This window comes from Pseudomonas sp. AU11447, from assembly GCF_001672555.2.
GTDB lineage: Bacteria > Pseudomonadota > Gammaproteobacteria > Pseudomonadales > Pseudomonadaceae > Pseudomonas > Pseudomonas nitroreducens.
Window position 1 is genome coordinate 1 of the sequence record NZ_LZDG02000060.1, and the last position, 18,171, is coordinate 18,171.

General features: G+C 65.0%; 14 protein-coding genes. 3 read left to right on the plus strand and 11 right to left on the minus strand.

Annotated features, from left to right (window positions below):
- Positions 1 to 384: 384 nt before the first annotated feature.
- The 9 genes from A6723_RS22625 to A6723_RS22665 all read right to left on the minus strand — a co-directional run bounded on the left by A6723_RS22625 (position 385) and on the right by A6723_RS22665 (position 13,427).
- Positions 385 to 1,179, minus strand: coding sequence for an ABC transporter substrate-binding protein (locus tag A6723_RS22625; protein WP_175405574.1), 795 nt, complete (start codon positions 1,177 to 1,179; stop codon positions 385 to 387).
- Between the two features lie 679 nt (positions 1,180 to 1,858).
- Positions 1,859 to 2,845 carry a GTP 3',8-cyclase MoaA gene (moaA, locus tag A6723_RS22630; protein WP_054909132.1) on the minus strand — a complete coding sequence of 329 codons (987 nt, stop codon included), beginning with the start codon at positions 2,843 to 2,845 and terminating at the stop codon, positions 1,859 to 1,861.
- Positions 2,846 to 2,962: 117 nt separating this feature from the next.
- The gene (locus A6723_RS22635; protein ID WP_054909133.1) at positions 2,963 to 3,781 is read right to left on the minus strand and encodes a peptidylprolyl isomerase; all 819 of its coding nucleotides are present in this window, start codon (positions 3,779 to 3,781) and stop codon (positions 2,963 to 2,965) included.
- A 52-nt stretch (positions 3,782 to 3,833) separates the two neighbouring features.
- Positions 3,834 to 4,520, minus strand: coding sequence for a respiratory nitrate reductase subunit gamma (gene narI, locus A6723_RS22640; RefSeq protein ID WP_054909134.1), 687 nt, complete (start codon positions 4,518 to 4,520; stop codon positions 3,834 to 3,836).
- A 2-nt stretch (positions 4,521 to 4,522) separates the two neighbouring features.
- The gene (gene narJ / locus A6723_RS22645; RefSeq protein WP_054909151.1) at positions 4,523 to 5,263 is read right to left on the minus strand and encodes a nitrate reductase molybdenum cofactor assembly chaperone; all 741 of its coding nucleotides are present in this window, start codon (positions 5,261 to 5,263) and stop codon (positions 4,523 to 4,525) included.
- A 17-nt stretch (positions 5,264 to 5,280) separates the two neighbouring features.
- Positions 5,281 to 6,816 (minus strand): nitrate reductase subunit beta, encoded by a 1,536-nt coding sequence (gene narH / locus A6723_RS22650; RefSeq protein ID WP_054909135.1) that lies wholly within the window; start codon positions 6,814 to 6,816, stop codon positions 5,281 to 5,283.
- Positions 6,817 to 6,827: 11 nt separating this feature from the next.
- On the minus strand, positions 6,828 to 10,607 hold the full coding sequence (locus tag A6723_RS22655) for a nitrate reductase subunit alpha (RefSeq protein ID WP_054909136.1): 3,780 nt from the start codon (positions 10,605 to 10,607) through the stop codon (positions 6,828 to 6,830).
- 99 nt (positions 10,608 to 10,706) lie between these two features.
- Positions 10,707 to 12,113 carry a NarK family nitrate/nitrite MFS transporter gene (locus A6723_RS22660; protein ID WP_054909137.1) on the minus strand — a complete coding sequence of 469 codons (1,407 nt, stop codon included), beginning with the start codon at positions 12,111 to 12,113 and terminating at the stop codon, positions 10,707 to 10,709.
- Positions 12,114 to 12,125: 12 nt separating this feature from the next.
- The gene (locus tag A6723_RS22665; RefSeq protein WP_054909138.1) at positions 12,126 to 13,427 is read right to left on the minus strand and encodes a NarK/NasA family nitrate transporter; all 1,302 of its coding nucleotides are present in this window, start codon (positions 13,425 to 13,427) and stop codon (positions 12,126 to 12,128) included.
- 173 nt (positions 13,428 to 13,600) lie between these two features.
- On the opposite strand from A6723_RS22665, the gene A6723_RS22670 reads away from it, so the two are divergent.
- The 3 genes from A6723_RS22670 to A6723_RS22680 all read left to right on the plus strand — a co-directional run bounded on the left by A6723_RS22670 (position 13,601) and on the right by A6723_RS22680 (position 16,684).
- Complete coding sequence (locus A6723_RS22670) at positions 13,601 to 15,463, plus strand: histidine kinase (protein ID WP_064979862.1); 1,863 nt, start codon at positions 13,601 to 13,603, stop codon at positions 15,461 to 15,463.
- Entirely contained in the window at positions 15,460 to 16,113 is a 654-nt protein-coding gene (gene narL, locus A6723_RS22675) for a two-component system response regulator NarL (protein WP_024765829.1), read from the plus strand. Before A6723_RS22670 ends, narL begins: the two co-directional genes overlap by 4 nt.
- A 202-nt stretch (positions 16,114 to 16,315) precedes the next feature.
- Positions 16,316 to 16,684 carry a putative zinc-binding protein gene (locus A6723_RS22680; protein ID WP_054909140.1) on the plus strand — a complete coding sequence of 123 codons (369 nt, stop codon included), beginning with the start codon at positions 16,316 to 16,318 and terminating at the stop codon, positions 16,682 to 16,684.
- A gap of 126 nt (positions 16,685 to 16,810) precedes the next feature.
- On the opposite strand, the gene A6723_RS22685 is transcribed toward A6723_RS22680, so the two are convergent.
- Together A6723_RS22685 and A6723_RS22690 are read right to left on the minus strand one after the other, a co-directional pair.
- Complete coding sequence (locus A6723_RS22685; protein ID WP_054909141.1) at positions 16,811 to 17,284, minus strand: SCP2 domain-containing protein; 474 nt, start codon at positions 17,282 to 17,284, stop codon at positions 16,811 to 16,813.
- Complete coding sequence (locus A6723_RS22690; protein ID WP_054909142.1) at positions 17,278 to 18,168, minus strand: U32 family peptidase; 891 nt, start codon at positions 18,166 to 18,168, stop codon at positions 17,278 to 17,280. Before A6723_RS22690 ends, A6723_RS22685 begins: the two co-directional genes overlap by 7 nt.
- Positions 18,169 to 18,171 lie beyond the last annotated feature (3 nt).

The following is an 18,171-nucleotide window of genomic DNA, read 5'->3' on the forward strand; positions in this document are numbered from 1 at the left end:
CGGCGATGGGCCAGGGATGGCCCTTCGCCGCGTGCCCCTGAAACTTCGCTTCAACGAGGGCATTTTTCGCCTAAGCGAAAAACCGGATGGAGGGGCAAGACCTTTGCCTACTTTGGGTCGTTTGCCAAAGTAGGTCGCCCGAGGGGGCGAAACCCAATACATCCGAGCAAACCGAAGCGGCGCAGAAACACGAAAGATTGGCGGATTTCGCCATAGGCGTTATCCGCCCTACCAGACCGGACACAGCTACGCCCAGCACGGACGTCGGACTCAGTGCATGGGCAGCATGGGTATCGCTTCGCTCCACCCATCCTACGAAGAGCAATTTCGGCTCCACGAAAAAGGCCGCCCGAAGGCGGCCTTAGCTGCAACTTAACGGGCAAATCAGTCCCCGTAGATATCACTCTTGAAGTACTTGCCTTCGATTTCCTTGTACTTGCCGTTGGCGCGCAGTGCGTCGATGGCGGCGTTCAGTTGGCCGACCAGTTCGGTATTGCCCTTGCGCACCGCGATGCCGGCGCCTTCGCCGAAGTATTTCGGGTCCTTGAACTCCGGACCGATGAAGGCGAAGCCCTTGCCGCGCGGGGTTTCCAGGAAGCCGATTTCCAGCGGGATGGAGTCGGCGAAGGTGCCGTCCAGGCGACCCGCCAGCAGGTCCAGGTAAATCTCGTCCTGGCTGGTGTAGCGCACCACGTTGGCGCCGGCCTTGCCCAGCACTTCGGTGGCGAAGCGGTCGGCGGTGGAGCCGCGCTGCACGCCGATGTTCTTGCCCTTGAGCTGGCTGAACTGCTCGTCCAGCTGCGAGCCTTCCTTCATCACCAGGCGGCCCGGAGTGAAGTAGTACTTGTGGGTGAAGTCCACCGAGTGCTTGCGCTCTTCGGTGATGGTGATGGACGACAGCGCGGCGTCGATCTTGCGCACCTTCAGCGAGGGGATCAGGCCGTCATATTCCTGCTCGACCCATTGGCACTTGCGCTTCATCTCTGCGCACAGCGCGTTGCCGATGTCGTAGTCGAAGCCGGCGATGCCGCCTTCCGGGGTCTTGTAGGCGAAGGGCGGGTACGCCGCCTCGATGCCGATGCGCAGCGGCTTGTCGTCGGCGTGGGAGAAGGTGGCGAAAGCGGCCAGCATCAGGCCGCCCAGCAGGGCTTTGCGATTCATCGATGAACTCCGTGGCATGTTCGGTGACAGGGCCGGGCGGCCGGCCGCTGCGTCTTGGCAGAGAAGTATCGGCATCTTGTGATTCGTCCAGGGGCGCGACGTGGCACGTCGCAGCGGCATTGCCTTGCCCTGACCCAGGCGACCAGCTTGTTATCGTTCGTCCACGCGCGCTGGCGCGTAAACTTAAAATCCAATCTGGACTAAAAAGTACACAACGTCAATCGCCCTGCGACCGCACGGCACACTCCCTTTTGCGACCGCAGCCCTACTCCTTCGGAGGAATGTCACGCGCTGGGCTACAGCCTTAGTCTGGGAAGCGTTCCAAGGCGATCCGAGGAGGATTCGAAACGATTCTTTCGCATGATTTACCGTAGCTTCCACGGTTATACCTTTGGCAGATGCCCGAAGCCCCCGCGATACGCTCATGTCGCCGGGGCTTTTTTGTGCCCGTTTCCAGGGAAGAACGCAGGGGCTTGTAGGAGCGAGCTTGCTCGCGAACCGCCTGACTCCGAAGTCGGGGGTTGTTCGCGAGCAAGCTCGCTCCTACGAAAAGCGGGCGTCCGCGCGTTTAATGAAGCGCAGGGATTCGGTAAGCGCGCACCGAAACGGCGGATAACGCTGCGCGTTATTCGCCCTACGGGTGCATACAGGAACGCAAGGCACGCGGCGGACATCCTGCCCGCCAAGGGAGGAAGGTTCAGCCGCCACTGAGGTTCATGAAGCGCAGCACCTGCACGTCGCCAATGCTGAACTCGTGGCGTGCTGGCTTGCGCTGCAGGGCACCGCGCAAGGCTTCGAGGATGGGCTCGTCGTGCAGTGGATGGCGGCGCAGCAGGCCGCGCAGGTCCAGGGAGTTTTCGTGGCCCAGGCACAGGAGCAGGCGACCTTCGGCGGTCAGTCGCAGGCGATTGCAGGTTGAGCAGAAGTTATGCGAATGCGGCGAGATGAAGCCGATACGCGTGCCCGGATGCTGGGCCAGGCGCACGTAGCGCGCGGGGCCACCGCTGTTTTCGGCGCTGTCCAGCAGCTCGTGGTGTTCGGCGATCAGCGCGCGGACTTCATCGCTGGAGCAGAAGCTTTCCTCACGCTCGCGGCCCACCTGGCCCAGCGGCATTTCCTCGATGAAGCTGATGTCCAGCCCATGGGCGATGGCGTAGTCCACCAGCGCCGGTACCTCGTCGGCGTTGCGGCCTTTCATCACCACGCAGTTGAGCTTGATGCGCTCGAAGCCGACCTGTTGGGCGGCATCGATGCCACGCAGTACCTGCTCCAGCCGCCCGGTGCGGGTGATGGCGGCGAAGCGCTGCGGATCGAGGGTGTCGAGGCTGATGTTGAGGCGGGAAAGACCGGCGGCCTTCAGATCGCCGGCCAAGCGGGTGAGCTGCGAGCCGTTGCTGGTCATGCACAGTTCGCGCAGGCCGGGCAGCGCAGCAAGGCGTTCGCAGAGGTGGACGATGCCGGGGCGCACCAGCGGTTCGCCGCCGGTAAGGCGCAGCTTCTTCACGCCGCGCTCGACGAAGAGCCGAGCTACCCGCTCGATCTCTTCCAGGGTCAGTACTTGCTGGCGCGGCAGGAAGCGCATGTTTTCCGACATGCAGTAGACGCAGCGGAAGTCGCAGCGGTCGGTTACGGACAGGCGCAGGTAGTCGATCTTGCGGCCCTGGCCGTCGATCCATTCGGACATCGTGTTTCACTCCGGCCAGCCTCGTCCGCGTTCGCGGGGAAGCCGATATTCATGGCCGTTTCCGAAGCCCCCCTCCCCTCCGGGGGAGGAATTGGGGGAGAGGGGTCCGGAACCGGTTCACTGCACCAGCGGACTCTCGGCACCGTCGAAGACGAAACCATCGATCCGCGCCTCGCCGGCCAGCACGCTGATGTACTGGCTGACCGCGCGCTGCAGCACCTGGGCACGCAGGTAGCCAGCGATGCGCGGCCGAGCTTCGGCGAAGTCCAGCGGCTCGCCGCCTTCACGCTCGATCAGTTCGACCACATGCAGGCCATAGCGGCTTTCCAGCGGATGGCCGAGCAGGCCGGGTTGCTGTTGCAGCAGGCGCTTCTCGAACTCGGGAACGGTCTGTCCCGGTTCGATCCAGCCCAGTTCACCGCCCTCTTCTTTCGACGGGCAGTCGGAGAAGCGCATGGCTTTTTCGGCGAAGCGTTCGGGATGCTCGCGCAGTTCGGCGAGCAGTTCCTCGGCCTGTTCGCGGGCCTTGGCGCGGCCCTCCAGGTCATCCGGCGCGCAACCGAGCAGCACATGGCGCAGACGCATGCGCCAGGGCGAGGTCAGGCGAGTCGGGTTGGCTTCGTACCATTGCCGGCAGCTGGCTTCGTCGGCCTCGGGTACGCCGACTTCACGGTCGATCAGGGCGCGGATGTTCGCCTCTTCGGCGGCCTCGCCCTCCTCGACCTGCCCCGTCACACCAAGCTCTGCGGCGCGTTGCACCAGCAGTTGGCGCACCACCAGGGCACGGCAGGCGGAGTACAGCGCCTCGGCGTGGCTGGCGGCAGGATGGTATTGCAGCTCGCGGGCCAGTTCGTCCTCGGCGATGGCGACGCCGTTGACGGAGATGGCAGGCAGGTCGACGTGTTCGACCTTGGCTTCGTAGTGGGAGCAACTCATTTCGATTACCTCCGGATGGCGGATAACGCCGGTGGCGTTATCCGCCGCTTCATCACACGGTGCGACGCTTGGTACGGACCACCTGGTAGCGGCGGCCGAAGTACCACACCGGGGCGCTGACGATGTGCACCAGGCGAGTGAAGGGGAACAGTACGAACAGGGTCAGGCCGAGGGTCACGTGCAGCTTGTAGACCAGCGAGACCGGAGCGATGGCTTCGGCCGCGGCCAGCGGCTGGAAGGTGACGATGGACTGCGCCCAGTTGGCGAGCATGACCATCACCGAACCATCCAGGTGATGGGTGGAGGCGACGATGGTCGACAGGCCGAGGATCAGCTGGACATAGAGCACCAGCAGGATCATCAGGTCCGACGCATTACCCGTGGCGCGCACGCGCTCGTTGGTCAGGCGGCGCAGGATCAGGCCGGTCAGGCCGATGAAGCAGAGGATGCCGAAGAAGCCGCCGGAGACCATCGCCAGCAGTTGCTTCTGCTCGGTGCTGATCAGGTGCTCGTAGACCGAGTGCGGGGTCAGCAGGCCGACGAAATGGCCGGCGAGGATGAACAGCACACCGACGTGGAACAGGTTGCTGTAGACCCGCATGCCCTTCTTGCTCAGCATCTGGCTGGAGCCGGCTTTCCAGGTGTATTGCGAGAGGTCGAAGCGCGCCCAGCTGCCGATCAGGCAGATGGCGAGCGCGACGTAGGGGTAGATCCCGAACGCTAGAAGATCGAGGGACATGTTCAGACTCCTTCTCTGGCCGCCCGGTACTGCATCTGCGGCACCGGCTGGGCGACCCACTGCATGGGTTGTTCGGCGGACGTGGAGACGCGGCGAGCGCTGGTGGACGGGCAACCAACGGCGGGCTCGGTGAAGCTCACCGGGGTTTCCTCCCAGGCCTTGTCGATGGCCTCCAGGCTGTCGTCGCGCACTTCCTGCTCGCGGTCGCGCTTGAGCGCACCGAGGTCGGGCTGCTCGCCGGACAGTTCCAGCAGGCTGCGGAAGACCGCCGCATAGCTGCTGCCGCGCTCTTCCAGGCGCAGGGCGATCAGCGCGAGGATGTGCGCGACCTCGGCCAGGCCGGCACGGGCCGACTCGGCGTCCTGCAGGGCGAGGAACTCCAGGTACAGCGGCAGGTAGTCCGGCAGCTCGTTGACGTCGATGGCCAGGCCCGCCTGGGTGTAGCGGTCCATCAGGTCGACCATCGCCTGGCCGCGGTCACGGCTTTCGCCGTGCACGTGTTCGAAGAGCAGCAGCGAGACCGAGCGACCGCGCTCGAACAGGCCGTCGTAGCTCGCCTGCACATCGAGGATGTCGCCCTTGCAGAGCTCGTTGAGCAGCGCGGCGAGGCCGTCGCGCTGCTGTTCCGGCAGGTTGCAGGTGCGGATCAGGGCATGCAGGGCCAGGCTTTCCTCACGCAGTTCAACGCGCGGGTAGTCCAGCATCAGGGCGCTGAGCTTGAGCAGTTGGCTGTGACTTTCCATTGAGATGGCCATGGTCGTCACTCCTGTATCTGCACGGTCTGGATGACGTTGCGCTTGTCCACGGCCTTGCCGCCGAACAGGTTCACGCCAGAATTGCTGGAGCAACCGTTGCCGAAGCTGAAGCCGCAACCCGAACGCTCGGCGAAGGCATCCGACAGCGCTTCCTCGCGGTGGGCAGTCGGGATGACGAAACGGTCTTCGTAGTTGGCGATCGCCAGGTAGCGGTACATCTCTTCCACCTGGTTGACCGACAGGCCGACCTTCTCCAGTACCGCCAGGTCCTGCTTGCCTTCGACGTGCTCGGCACGCTTGTAGGCGCGCATGGCCAGCAGGCGCTTGAGGGCCAACAGTACTGGCGCGGTATCGCCGGCGGTCAGCAGGTTGGCCAGGTACTGCACGGGGATGCGCAGGGACTCGACGTCCGGGATCACCCCGTCGCTGCCGATGTGGCCTTCGGAAGCGGCGTTCTGGATCGGCGACAGCGGCGGCACGTACCACACCATCGGCAGCGTGCGGTATTCCGGGTGCAGCGGCAGGGCCAGCTTCCAGTCCATCGCCAGCTTGTACACCGGCGACTTCTGCGCGGACTCGATGACGCTGTCCGGTACGCCGTCCTTGCGGGCCTGCTCGATCACTTTCGGGTCGAACGGGTCGAGGAAGATTTCCAGCTGCTTCTGGTACAGCTCGCGCTCGTTCTCGCAGGTGGCCACTTCGTGGATGCGGTCGGCGTCATACAGCAGCACGCCGAGGTAGCGGATGCGGCCCACGCAGGTTTCCGAGCAGACGGTCGGCTGGCCGGCCTCGATGCGCGGGTAGCAGAAGATGCACTTCTCGGATTTGCCGCTCTTCCAGTTGAAGTAGATCTTCTTGTACGGGCAGCCGCTGATGCACATGCGCCAGCCGCGGCACTTGTCCTGGTCGATCAGGACAATGCCGTCTTCCTCGCGCTTGTAGATCGCACCGCTCGGGCACGATGCCACGCACGCCGGGTTCAGGCAGTGCTCGCACAGGCGCGGCAGGTACATCATGAAGGTGTTTTCGTACTCGCCGTAGATGTCCGCCTGGATCTGGTCGAAGTTCTTGTCCTTGCGGCGCTTGGCGAATTCGGTACCGAGGATTTCCTCCCAGTTGGGGCCCCACTCGATCTTCTCCATACGCTTGCCGGAGACCAGCGAGCGCGGGCGGGCCACCGGCTGGTGCTGGGCCTTGGGCGCGGTGTGCAGGTGCTGATAGTCGAAGTCGAAGGGCTCGTAGTAGTCATCGATTTCCGGCAGGTCCGGGTTGGCGAAGATGTTCGCCAGCACGCGGAACTTGCCGCCGATGCGCGGGACGATGGAGCCGTCGGCGTTACGCTTCCAGCCGCCCTTCCACTTCTCCTGGTTCTCCCACTCTTTCGGGTAACCGATGCCGGGCTTGGTTTCGACGTTGTTGAACCAGGCGTACTCGACGCCTTCGCGGCTGGTCCAGACGTTCTTGCAGGTGATGGAGCAGGTGTGGCAACCGATGCATTTGTCGAGGTTCAGCACCATGCCGACTTGCGAACGAATTTTCATGGCAGTAATCCTCAAATGTCCTGGGGCAGCGGTTGCGGCAGAGCGTCACCGCCCAGCCCGCCCTGCTCCGGCTCGTCGAGCCAGTCGACCTTGTTCATCTTGCGCACCACGACGAACTCATCGCGGTTGCAGCCGACCGTGCCGTAGTAGTTGAAGCCCCACGCCTGCTGGGCGTAGCCACCGATCATGTGGGTAGGCTTGAGGACCACGCGGGTCACCGAGTTGTGGTGGCCGCCGCGAGTCTTGGTGGTCTCGCTGCCCGGCAGGTTCACGATGCGTTCCTGGGCGTGGTACATCATCACCATGCCGTCCTTCACGCGCTGGCTGACCACCGCGCGGCAGGTCGCGGCGCCGTTGGCGTTGAAGACTTCGACCCAGTCGTTGTCCTCGATGCCGGCGCGTTTCGCGTCGTTCTCGCTCATCCAGATGATCGGGCCACCGCGCGACAGGGTGAGCATCAGCAGGTTGTCGCTGTAGGTGGAGTGGATGCCCCACTTCTGGTGCGGCGTGATCCAGTTCAGGGTGATCTCGGTGTTGCCGTTGGGCTTCTTGTTGAACAGCTTGTCGGTGCTGCGGGTGTTGACCGGCGGCCGGTAGCTGACGAAACCCTCGCCGAAGGCCTGCATCCAGGGGTGATCCTGGTAGAACTGCTGGCGACCGGTGATGGTGCGCCACGGGATCATCTCGTGGACGTTGGTGTAGCAGGCGTTGTAGCTCACGTGTTCATCTTCCAGGCCCGACCAGGTGGGGCTGGAGATGATCTTGCGCGGCTGCGCCTGAACGTCGCGGAAGCGGATCTTCTCTTCTTCCTTGGGCAGCGCCAGGTGGGTGTGGTCGCGGCCGGTGAACTTCGACAGCGCTTCCCAGGCCTTCACGGCCACCTGGCCGTTGGTTTCCGGCGCCAGGGCGAGGATCACCTCGGCGGCGTCGATGGCGCTTTCGATGCGCGGGCGGCCTTCGCTGATGCCGGTTTCGGTGACCTTGTGGTTCAGCTCGCCGAGCAGCTTGATTTCCTTCTCGGTGTTCCAGCCGATGCCCTTGCCGCCGTTGCCCAGCTTGTCCAGCAGCGGGCCGAGGGAGGTGAACTTCTTGTAGGTGTTCGGGTAGTCACGCTCGACCACATGCAGGGTCGGCATGGTGCGGCCGGGGACAGGTTCGCACTCGCCCGTCTTCCAGTCGGTGCCGCCGAAGGGCTGCGCGAGTTCGTTGGCGGTGTCGTGCAGCAACGGCACGGTGACCAGGTCCTTCTCCACGCCCAGGTGGCCGACGGAAACTTCGGAGAACTTCTTGGCGATGGCCTTGTAGATTTCCCAGTCGCTCTTGGCTTCCCAGGCCGGGTCGGTGGCGGCCGACAGCGGGTGGATGAAGGGGTGCATGTCGGAGGTGTTGAGGTCGTCCTTCTCGTACCAGGTCGCGGTCGGCAGGACGATGTCCGAGTACATGCAGGTGGAGGACATGCGGAAGTCCAGGGTGGTGACCAGGTCCAGCTTGCCCTCGGCGCCTTCATCGACCCAGTCGACTTCGCCCGGGCAGGGGCCGCCGGCCTTGCCGAGGTCGTCGTTCATCACGCCGTTCTTCGCGCCCAGCAGGTACTTGAGCATGTACTCGTGGCCCTTGCCCGAGGAGCCGAGCAGGTTGGAGCGCCAGATGAACATGTTGCGCGGGAAGTTCTGCGGGTCGTCCGGCTGTTCGCTGGCCACGCGCAGGTTGCCGGCCTTGAGTTCGCGCACCACATAGTCCTGTACCGGGATGCCAGCGCGCTCGGCGTCGGCGGCGATGTGCAGCGGATTGCGGTTGAGCTGCGGGGCGGATGGCAGCCAGCCCATGCGCTCGGCGCGGATGTTGTAGTCCAGCGCGTGCTCGGGGAACTGCTTGGTGTCGGCCAGCGGCGAGAGCACCTCGTGCATCGAGATCTTCTCGTGGCGCCACTGCGAGCTGTGCAGGTAGAAGAAGCTGGTGCCGTTCATCTGCCGCGGCGGGCGGCTCCAGTCGGTGCCGAACGCCAGCGGGACCCAGCCGGTCTGCGGGCGGAGTTTTTCCTGGCCCACGTAGTGCGCCCAGCCGCCACCGCTCTGGCCGATGCAGCCGCACATCATCAGCATGTTGATGACCGCGCGGTAGTTCATGTCCATGTGGTACCAGTGGTTCATCGCGGCGCCGATGATGACCATGGCCTTGCCGTGGGTCTTGTCGGCGCTGTCGGCGAACTCGCGAGCCACCTGGATGGCACGGGCGGCCGGGACGCCGGTGATGCGCGCCTGCCAGGCCGGGGTGTAGGGCACGTCGGCATCGGTGTAGGAGGCGGCGACGTTGCGGCCACCCAGGCCACGGTCGACGCTGTAGTTGGCCATCTGCAGGTCATACACGGTGGCGACGCGCAGGGTCTGGCCATCGGCGCCAGTGAACTCGCGGAACGGTACGCGGCGCACCAGTACCTCGTCGTTGTCCACGCCCTTGAAGTGCGGGTGTTCCTGCCCGGCGAAGTACGGGAAGCCGACGTCGCAGGCGTTTTCCGGGCCATCGATCAGGCTCAGCGCCAGGCGTGTTTCACGTTGCGCGCCGCCCTCTTTCTCCTCGATGTTCCACTTGCCCGACTCGCCCCAGCGGTAGCCGATGGCGCCGGTGGGCGAGACCAGTTCGCCGCTGATTTCGTCGAGGCCGATGGTCTTCCACTCGGGGTTGTTGTCCTGGCCGAGGTTGCCGGCGAGGTCCGCCGCGCGCAGGTAGCGGGTCGGCTTGAGCACGCCTTCGGTGTGCGGTTCGAGCAGCACCAGCATCGGCATGTCGGTGTACTGGCGGCAGTAGTCGACGAAGTAGGCGCTGGGCTTCTCGAGGTGGAATTCCTTGAGGATGACGTGACCAAAAGCCATGCCCAGTGCGGCGTCGGTGCCCTGCTTGGGGTTGAGCCAGAGGTCGGTGAGCTTGGCCACTTCGGAGTAGTCCGGGGTGACGGCCACGGTCTTGGTGCCCTTGTAGCGGACTTCGGTGAAGAAATGTGCGTCGGGGGTACGGGTCTGCGGGACGTTGGAGCCCCAGGCGATGATGTAGCTGGAGTTGTACCAGTCGGCCGATTCCGGCACGTCGGTCTGCTCGCCCCAGATCTGCGGCGAGGCGGGAGGAAGGTCGCAGTACCAGTCGTAGAAGCTCAGGCACACGCCGCCGATCAGCGACAGGTAACGGGCGCCGGCGGCGTAGCTGACCATCGACATGGCCGGGATCGGCGAGAAGCCGATGACGCGGTCCGGGCCGTAGGTCTTGGCGGTGTAGACGTTGGCGGCGGCGATGATCTCGGTGACTTCGCTCCAGCTCGAACGGATGAAACCGCCCAGGCCGCGCTCGCTCTTGTAGCTCTTGGCCTTGGCGGAGTCCTCGACGATGCTGGCCCAGGCGTCCACCGGGTCGTTGTGGGCGGCGCGGGCTTCACGCCAGAGCTTGAGCAGCGGCTTGCGCACCTTGGGGTATTTCAGGCGGTTGGCGCTGTACATGTACCAGGAGTAGCTGGCGCCACGGGGGCAGCCACGCGGCTCGTGGTTGGGCAGGTCCGGGCGGGTACGCGGGTAGTCGGTCTGCTGGGTTTCCCAGGTGATCAGGCCGTTCTTCACGTAGATCTTCCAGGAGCACGAGCCAGTGCAGTTCACCCCGTGGGTAGAGCGAACGATCTTGTCGTGCTGCCAGCGCTGCCGGTAGCTGTTTTCCCAGGCACGGCTTTCGTTGGAGACTTCGCCGTGACCATCGGCAAATTCACCCTGCTTCTTCTTGAAGAACTGCAGGCGGTCGAGCAGGTAACTCATCTGTATCTCCTCACCCGGTCTGCGCCGGGCGTTCAATCTCAAATCAGGACTTGCGAATCACATGGGGAGGGCAACGCTCTGCGCTGTCCGCCGCGAAACTCAGCAGGGGCTTTCCGCTCCCTTGCGCGCGTACCACCACCAGGTGGCGACGATGCAGGTCAGGTAGTAGGCGACGAAGACGTAGAGGGCGCCCTCGGCGCTGCCGGTCATGGCCAGCGAAGTGCCGAACGCCTTGGGAATGAAGAAGCCGCCGAAGGCGCCGATGGCGGCGGAGAAGCCGATCACCGCGGCCGATTCCATGCTCGCGCCCTTGGCGGCCTGGGCCTCGGTGAAGCCGCCTTGCTTCAGGCGCGCGGCCCACTCGTTGCGGAAGATCACCGGGATCATGCGGAAGGTGCTGCCGTTGCCGATGCCGGCGAAGAAGAACAGCGCGATGAAGGAGCCGAGGAAGCCGAAGAAGCTGCCTGCACCGTTGGCGCCGGGCAGGAAGCTGATCACCGCGAATACGCCGGCGATCATTGCCGCGTAGTTCCACAGGGTGATCCGTGCGCCGCCGAACTTGTCTGCCAGCCAGCCGCCCAGCGGCCGGCTCAGGGCGCCTACCAGCGGGCCGAGGAAGGCGTACTGCAGCGGGTTGATATCCGGGAACTGGGTCTTGCTGAGCATGGCGAAGCCGGCGGAGAAACCGATGAACGAGCCGAAGGTGGCCACGTACAGCCAGCACATCAGCCAGTTGTGCTTGCGCTTGAAGATCACCGACTGGTCGCGGAACGAGGCCTTGGCATCGGCGATGTCGTTCATGCCGAACCACGCGGCGACGGACACCACGGCGATGAAGGGCACCCAGATCCAGCCGGCGTTCTGCAGCCACAGGCGGCTGCCATCGGAGAGGGTTTCCGGTTCGCCACCGAAGGCACCAAACAGCCCGCCAGCCACGGCCAGCGGCACGGCGAACTGCATCACTGACACGCCCAGGTTACCCAGGCCGGCGTTCAGGCCCAGGGCGGTGCCCTGCTGGTTCTTCGGATAGAAGAAGCTGATGTTGGACATGCTGGAGGCGAAGTTGCCGCCGCCGAAGCCGCACAGCAACGCGATGGTCGCGAACACCCAGTACGGCGTGGTCGGGTCCTGCACGGCGAAGCCCAGCCACAGGCAGGGGATCAGCAGCGAGGCGGTGGACAGCGCGGTCCAGCGACGGCCGCCGAAGATCGGCACCATGAAGGAGTAGAAGATGCGCAGCGTGGCGCCGGAGATCGACGGCAGCGCGGCGAGCAGGAACAGCTGGTCGTTGCTGAAGCTGAAGCCGGCGGCGTTCAGGCGCACGGTGACGGTGCTCCAGATCATCCACACGGCGAAGGCGAGCAGCAGTGCGGGAATCGAGATCCACAGGTTGCGCGCAGCGATGCGCTTGCCGCTATGCGCCCAGAACTCGGGGTCCTCTGGGCGCCAGTCGACCAGCAGCGGGCCTCTGGCGGCTTTGAGTTGGGGGTTGGCGATCATGCCCATGACGGCATTACCTCAGGAGTGGCTGGAAGGAATGGGAGAGGCGTCGACATCGGCCGCGCTGGGCTGGCCGTCGAGGCGCTGTTGCTGCTTGATCGCGTAGTGCATCCAGACCATGCACACCACGGTCAGGCCGAACAGCAACATGAAGCAGGAGGAGCGCACGCCGATGCGGTCGGCGGCGAAGCCGAACAGGATCGGCAGGCAGAAGCCACCGAGGCCGCCGATGACCCCGACCATGCCGCCGACGGTGCCCATGTTCTGCGGGTAGTAGTCGTGGATGATCCGGTACACGCTGGCCTTGCCGAAGCCCTGGGCGATGCCGACGACAAACACCAGGAAGGTGAACAGCCAGACGTTCAGGCCGATGCCGAGGCTGACGTCACCCTTGATGCCGTGGATGGTCATGGTGGTCGGCGGGTAGGAGAGGAAGAACAGGCAGACCAGACAGATCCAGAACACTCCCCAGTTCACCGCACGGGCGCCGTAGTGGTCGCTGAACCAGCCGCCCAGGGCGCGGATCAGGCCCGACGGCAGGGTGAACAGCATGGTGATGAAGGAGGCGGTGCGCAGGTCCAGGCCGTACTCGGCGATGTAATACTTGGGCAGCCACAGGGCCAGGGCGACGAAACCGCCGAAAACGAAGAAGTAGTACAGGCCGAAGCGCCAGACGCGCAGCTCGCCCAGCGGCGCCAGCTGCTTGGCCAGGGTCGGCCGCGGGCGGCTCGGGTCGGCGTCGCCGCCCTTGGTGTGGGCCGGGTCGGTCCAGGTGCAGAACCAGAACAGCAGCGCGGTGACCAGCATGGCCACCGAGTAGATCTGCGGAACCATGCGCCAACCGAAGGCGACGACGATCATCGGCGCCACCAGGTTGGTGATCGCCGCGCCCGCGTTACCGGCACCGAAGATGCCCATGGCGGTGCCCTGGCGTTCCTTCTCGAACCACGAGGAGGTGTAGGCGATGCCCACGGCGAAGGAGCCGCCGGCCAGGCCGACGAACAGGCCCAGCACCAGGTAGTGCCAGTAGAGGGTGGCGAAGGCCAGGCCGTAGATCGGGATGGCCACCAGCAGCATGTGGATGAAGAACACCCGGCGACCGCCGAAGCGGTCGGTGATCAACCCCAGCGGCAGGCGCACCAGCGAACCGGTAAGGATCGGCAACGCGACCATCAGGCCGAACTGGGCTTCGGACAGCCCCAGCTCTTCCTTGATGCGAATACCGATGATCGAAAACATCGTCCAGACCGCGAAGTTCACGGCGAACGCCAGTGTGCTCATGCCGAGCACGGAGTACTGTTTCTGACGGTGGGACAACATGGCTAAGCTCACTTCCTGACAGCCTTTGCCCGCACGTTAGGTAAGGACTCGCGTCCTTCTCTTGATCGTCATCAATGAGCGAAAGGGCGATTCGTGAGCAGATGCGCGCCGCTACTCCTTAGTGGGTATCTCTGAAACGAACATATAAGTCGTTGTTTTTAAAGGCATTTAACATGAATACGGCGTCCCGACCCGAGCCCTCCGCCAGCGACCGATTCTTTGTGGGTAGTCCCCCCGCCGGACGCCCTTCCCTGCGCAAATCCATCGTCGTGCGCTTCGGCTGCTACCTCACCCTGCTGGTATCCCTGGCCCTGGCCGGCATGTTCAGCGCACTGCTGTTCGCCGACTATTCGCACCAGGATGCGGCGGTGATCAACCAGGCCGGTTCGCTGCGCATGCTCACCTACCGCCTGGCGCTGGACCCCTCGCCGATCAACCGCCAGGCCCTGCAGGCAACCCTCGCCGCACGCCTGGACAACGACGAGATCACCCGCTTGCTGCGCCGCTCGGATGCTGACGCGCCGATCCGCCAGCAGCACGCGCAACTGCGCAAGGAGCTGCAGAACCTCGACCTTTCCGAAGCACCGGCGCTGGCGACCCTCGACACCTTCGTCAGCCACATCGACGGCTTCGTCGGCACCCTGCAGAGCAATGCCGAATACCGCTCGCAGATGCTCAGCACGGTGCAGGGGCTGTGCCTGTTCCTCAGCCTGCTGGTGGTGTTCATCAGCCTCTATGACCTGAGCTATCACGTGGTCGGCCCACTGCGTGAACTCACCACAACCGCGCGCCGCCTGGGCGAAGGCGACCTCGATGCACGGGTCAGCAGCAGCGGCGAGGACGAGTTGAGCCAGCTGGGCGAGCGCTTCAACCAGATGGCCGAGGAACTCCAGGCCAGCTACCGCGAGCTCGAAGCGCGGGTGGAAGAGAAGACCCGCGCCCTCTCCAACAGCCACCAGCGCCTGGAGCTGCTCTACGACAGCGCCCGCCGCCTGGGCCAGGACCCGTACGACGAGCGCTCCCTGCAACCGCTGCTGAACCAGCTGGAGCGCGTGCTGCAGGCCGGCAAGGTAACCCTGTGCCTGAACAAGGACGGCGTCGAGCGCGCCTATTCCTCGCTGACCACCGACGGCATCACCGGCAGCTTCTGCCTGCAGGGCAACTGCGGCGACTGCCGCGCCCAGGCCGACCATTGCGGCGAGCCAAGCCAGGGCATCAATCCGCTGCTGATGCAGCCCCTTTCCATTGGCGAACACCGCTTCGGCGAGCTGTTCATCGAGACCGCCAGCGGCCGCCTGGAAGACTGGCAGCAGCAATTCATCGAGGGCTTCTGCGACAACATTGCGCGCACCTTCGCGCTGTCCCTGCAGCAGGAACAGGAGAACCGCCTGGCCCTGTTCGCCGAGCGCAGCACCATCGCCCGCGAGCTGCACGATTCGCTGGCGCAGTCGCTGTCCTACCTGAAGATCCAGGTCAGCCGCCTGGCCACCCTGCTCAAGCGCGATGTGCCGGCCGAGAAGATCGACGAGACCCTCGACGAACTGCGCGAAGGCCTCAACAGCGCCTACCGCCAGCTGCGCGAACTGCTCACCACCTTCCGTCTGAGCCTGGAGCAATCCAGCCTGGAAGCGGCGCTGGTGAAGACCGTGGAAGAGTTCGCCGAGCGCGGCAACCTGGGTATCGAACTGGACAATCGCCTGGCGCACATCCCGCTCAACCCCAACGAGGAAATCCACATCCTGCAGATCGTCCGCGAGGCGCTGTCAAACGTGGTTCGCCACGCCGGCGCCAGCCACGCGAAGGTGACCCTGGGCGAAGATGCGGATGAGCAGGTATGCATCACCGTGGACGATGACGGCGTCGGCTTTGACCCAGCGCAGAGCCGCAACGGGCACTACGGGCTTAGCATCATGCGTGAGCGCAGCCAGACCCTGGAAGCCAACTTCAGCATCGCCCCGCGCGAGCCGCAGGGCACCCGCGTCAGCGTGCGCTTCACCCACAAACCCCTGTCGCAGTACCCGGAGACCCACCCATGACGGCCACCCCCACCGATGACCGCGCGCGCATCCTGCTTGTCGACGACCACCCGATGATGCGCAAGGGCGTGATCCAGTTGCTGGAGTTCGAGGACGACCTGCAAGTGGTGGGCGAAGCCGGCAGCGGCGAGGAAGCACTGCGCATGGCGGCGGAGCTGGAACCGGACATGATCCTGCTCGACCTCAACATGAAGGGCATGACCGGCCTGGACACCCTGCGCGCCCTGCGCGAGAACGGCGAGGACGCGCGCATCGTGGTGTTCACCGTCTCCGATGACCGCAACGACGTGATCAACGTGCTGCGCGCTGGCGCCGACGGCTACCTGCTCAAGGACATGGAACCCGAGCGCCTGCTGGAACACATCCGCCAGGCCGCCACCGGCCAGCTCACCATCAGCCCGCAGTTGACCCAGGTACTGGCCCAGGCCCTGCGTGGCGATGACCGGCCCAAGGGCATCGAGGAGCTGACCGATCGCGAGCGGCAGATCCTCCGCCAACTCGCCCACGGCTACAGCAACAAGATGATCGCGCGCAAACTCGACATCACCGAAGGCACCGTGAAGGTCCACGTGAAGCGCGTGCTGCACAAGCTGGGCATGCGCTCACGGGTGGAAGCAGCGGTGTGGGCGGTGGAGAACCATCTGGTCTGACCCCCCGCACTGGACGTGACCTTACCTGTAGGAGCGAGCTTGCTCGCGAACAGACTCCGCTGCGGGGCTGGTTCGCGAGCAAGCTCGCTCCTACAAGGAAGCCTCTACCTCGCTGGTAGTAGTCCGATCGCCGACTTGATTCAGATCATGTCGCGCCAGCCCACGGCGGCAGGACACTGCGGGACTCACCCAGGAGGTCCCCATGCCGCCCTCGCCGAACCTGCCCCTCGTGTACTCCTGCTCCGGCTGCTCCAATCTTGCGCAATTGGCCAACGACCTCGCCCTGCGCCTGGACCGTGACGGCCTGGCGGAGATGTCCTGCATCGCCGGCGTGGGCGGCGACGTACCGGCGCTGGTGAAGAAAGCCTGCTCCGGCCGCCCGATCATCGCCGTGGACGGCTGCCACCTGCACTGCGTGCAGAATTGCCTGGCGCGCCATGGTGTGAAGGCCGCGCACGAGGTCACCCTGACCGAGTACGGCCTGAAGAAACGCTACGGCCAGGACGCGCCGGTGCAGGATTTCGAGATGCTCTACGAGGAACTGCAGTTCCTCGTACGCACGCCGGCCTGAACCACCACTGCACAAGGCGAAAGAACAGGCGCCGACGTAGGATGGGTGGAGCGAAGCGATACCCATCGATTGGCGTGTCAGGGCAGCATGGGTATCGCAAGCTCCACCCATCCTACGAAATGCCGGTCAGGCGTTTTCCTGTACGGCCCGGCTGGCGCGACGCATGGCGCGCCACAGCCAGGCTGGCAGGCTGTCCGGGTCGAGGCTGTCGATCAGGTTCTTCACCGCCAGCCCCAGCTCGGTATCGCCCTCGATCACCAGGCGACGGCGGAAGAACAGCGTGTCCGGGTCCTCCTGGCGGCCCGCCAACAGCAGGAAGTCACGCCAACTGCCGCGAATGGTCACGCTGGGCACGCAGGCATCGGCGAAACGCAGGCCCTTGCGGTCGTGGGTGAAACTCCAGGCCAGGCCGAGATCGCTGACTTCCAGCCGCAGCCAGTGGCCGTCGAGGATATCGAAGGCACCGTCGGCCAGCGCCTCGGCGAACAGGCGATTGGCAGCACGCTGCAGCACCGCGCGCTGCAATCCCGACGGGACGCGCGCGGCCAGCGGCAGGAGTCGGTCGGCGGCGCGCAGGGCACCGGTTTCAAGAGTCAGCACAGGTTCACCTCATCACTGCGCAGCATGCCCGGTCGGCCATGCCAGTATCCGTTGCAACCCTCCACCGCCAGCGGCGGCGTGGCGCCCTTGCGCACGCGGTCGAAGGCCTGCACGACCTCCACCATGCCTTCCGCGCGCGGGCTCAGGCGCAGCAGGTCGGCGCCGCAATCACGCAGCGAGGCGTAGTCCGCCAGCAGGTTGCTGGACTCGCCGGACAGGGTCTGGATGCCGTTGAGGGTGAACAAAGGGAAACCCTCCTGGCTGAGCATCGACATCCCTTCGGGGTAGTTGAGGCAGCAGAACTGGCAATCGTCCTTGGGCCGGTTCTCCGCCCGCGCGGTGAAGCAGCGCGCCGAGTAGGCCAAAGGCAAATGGCCGTAGGCGAACACCTCGGTCTCCACATCAATGATGCCCAGCTCGCGCGCCTGCTCGATAACTGCGTGGACCTGCTCGCCGGAGCACTCCACCGGCGGCACCCAGCGGCGCAGGCCAGCGGCATGCAGCTCCGCCAGCGTATGGCCGTTGTAGACATTCAACGCCGGCCCGCCGACGAACTCGACACCCAGGCCGGAGAGAATCTGCACCGCGCCCATGTCGTTGGCCTCGACCCGCAGCTCGCCGTTGGCGCACAGGCGGCGCAGCGCGGACAGCTCCGAGGCTGCCTCGATCAGCGCCAGCCCCGCGATGAGAATCTGCGCCCCGCTCTGCTGCTGCAGCTCGCGTCCAAGTCCGAGCCAGTCGTCCAGCGACAGCGCCCGGCGTTTGGAGCAGACGGTCTCGCCGATAGTGATGGCGTCCAGCGGCTGCTCCGCCATCTGCGCATAGAAATCCAGGAGTGTCCGGCGGTCCCAGTAGAACAGCACCGGTCCCAGGCTGAGTTTCATCTC

What these genes read in the sequence shown, in the direction of transcription:
- narL (WP_024765829.1), top strand. Translation starts at nt 15,460, where the DNA reads ATGACGGCCACCCCCACCGATGACCGCGCGCGCATCCTGCTTGTCGAC.
- A6723_RS22660 (WP_054909137.1), bottom strand. Translation starts at nt 12,113, where the DNA reads ATGGGCATGATCGCCAACCCCCAACTCAAAGCCGCCAGAGGCCCGCTG.
- moaA (WP_054909132.1), bottom strand. Translation starts at nt 2,845, where the DNA reads ATGTCCGAATGGATCGACGGCCAGGGCCGCAAGATCGACTACCTGCGC.
- narJ (WP_054909151.1), bottom strand. Translation starts at nt 5,263, where the DNA reads ATGGAAAGTCACAGCCAACTGCTCAAGCTCAGCGCCCTGATGCTGGAC.
- A6723_RS22670 (WP_064979862.1), top strand. Translation starts at nt 13,601, where the DNA reads ATGAATACGGCGTCCCGACCCGAGCCCTCCGCCAGCGACCGATTCTTT.
- A6723_RS22655 (WP_054909136.1), bottom strand. Translation starts at nt 10,607, where the DNA reads ATGAGTTACCTGCTCGACCGCCTGCAGTTCTTCAAGAAGAAGCAGGGT.
- A6723_RS22635 (WP_054909133.1), bottom strand. Translation starts at nt 3,781, where the DNA reads ATGAGTTGCTCCCACTACGAAGCCAAGGTCGAACACGTCGACCTGCCT.
- A6723_RS22690 (WP_054909142.1), bottom strand. Translation starts at nt 18,168, where the DNA reads ATGAAACTCAGCCTGGGACCGGTGCTGTTCTACTGGGACCGCCGGACA.
- A6723_RS22665 (WP_054909138.1), bottom strand. Translation starts at nt 13,427, where the DNA reads ATGTTGTCCCACCGTCAGAAACAGTACTCCGTGCTCGGCATGAGCACA.
- A6723_RS22680 (WP_054909140.1), top strand. Translation starts at nt 16,316, where the DNA reads ATGCCGCCCTCGCCGAACCTGCCCCTCGTGTACTCCTGCTCCGGCTGC.
- narH (WP_054909135.1), bottom strand. Translation starts at nt 6,816, where the DNA reads ATGAAAATTCGTTCGCAAGTCGGCATGGTGCTGAACCTCGACAAATGC.
- narI (WP_054909134.1), bottom strand. Translation starts at nt 4,520, where the DNA reads ATGTCCCTCGATCTTCTAGCGTTCGGGATCTACCCCTACGTCGCGCTC.
- A6723_RS22625 (WP_175405574.1), bottom strand. Translation starts at nt 1,179, where the DNA reads ATGCCACGGAGTTCATCGATGAATCGCAAAGCCCTGCTGGGCGGCCTG.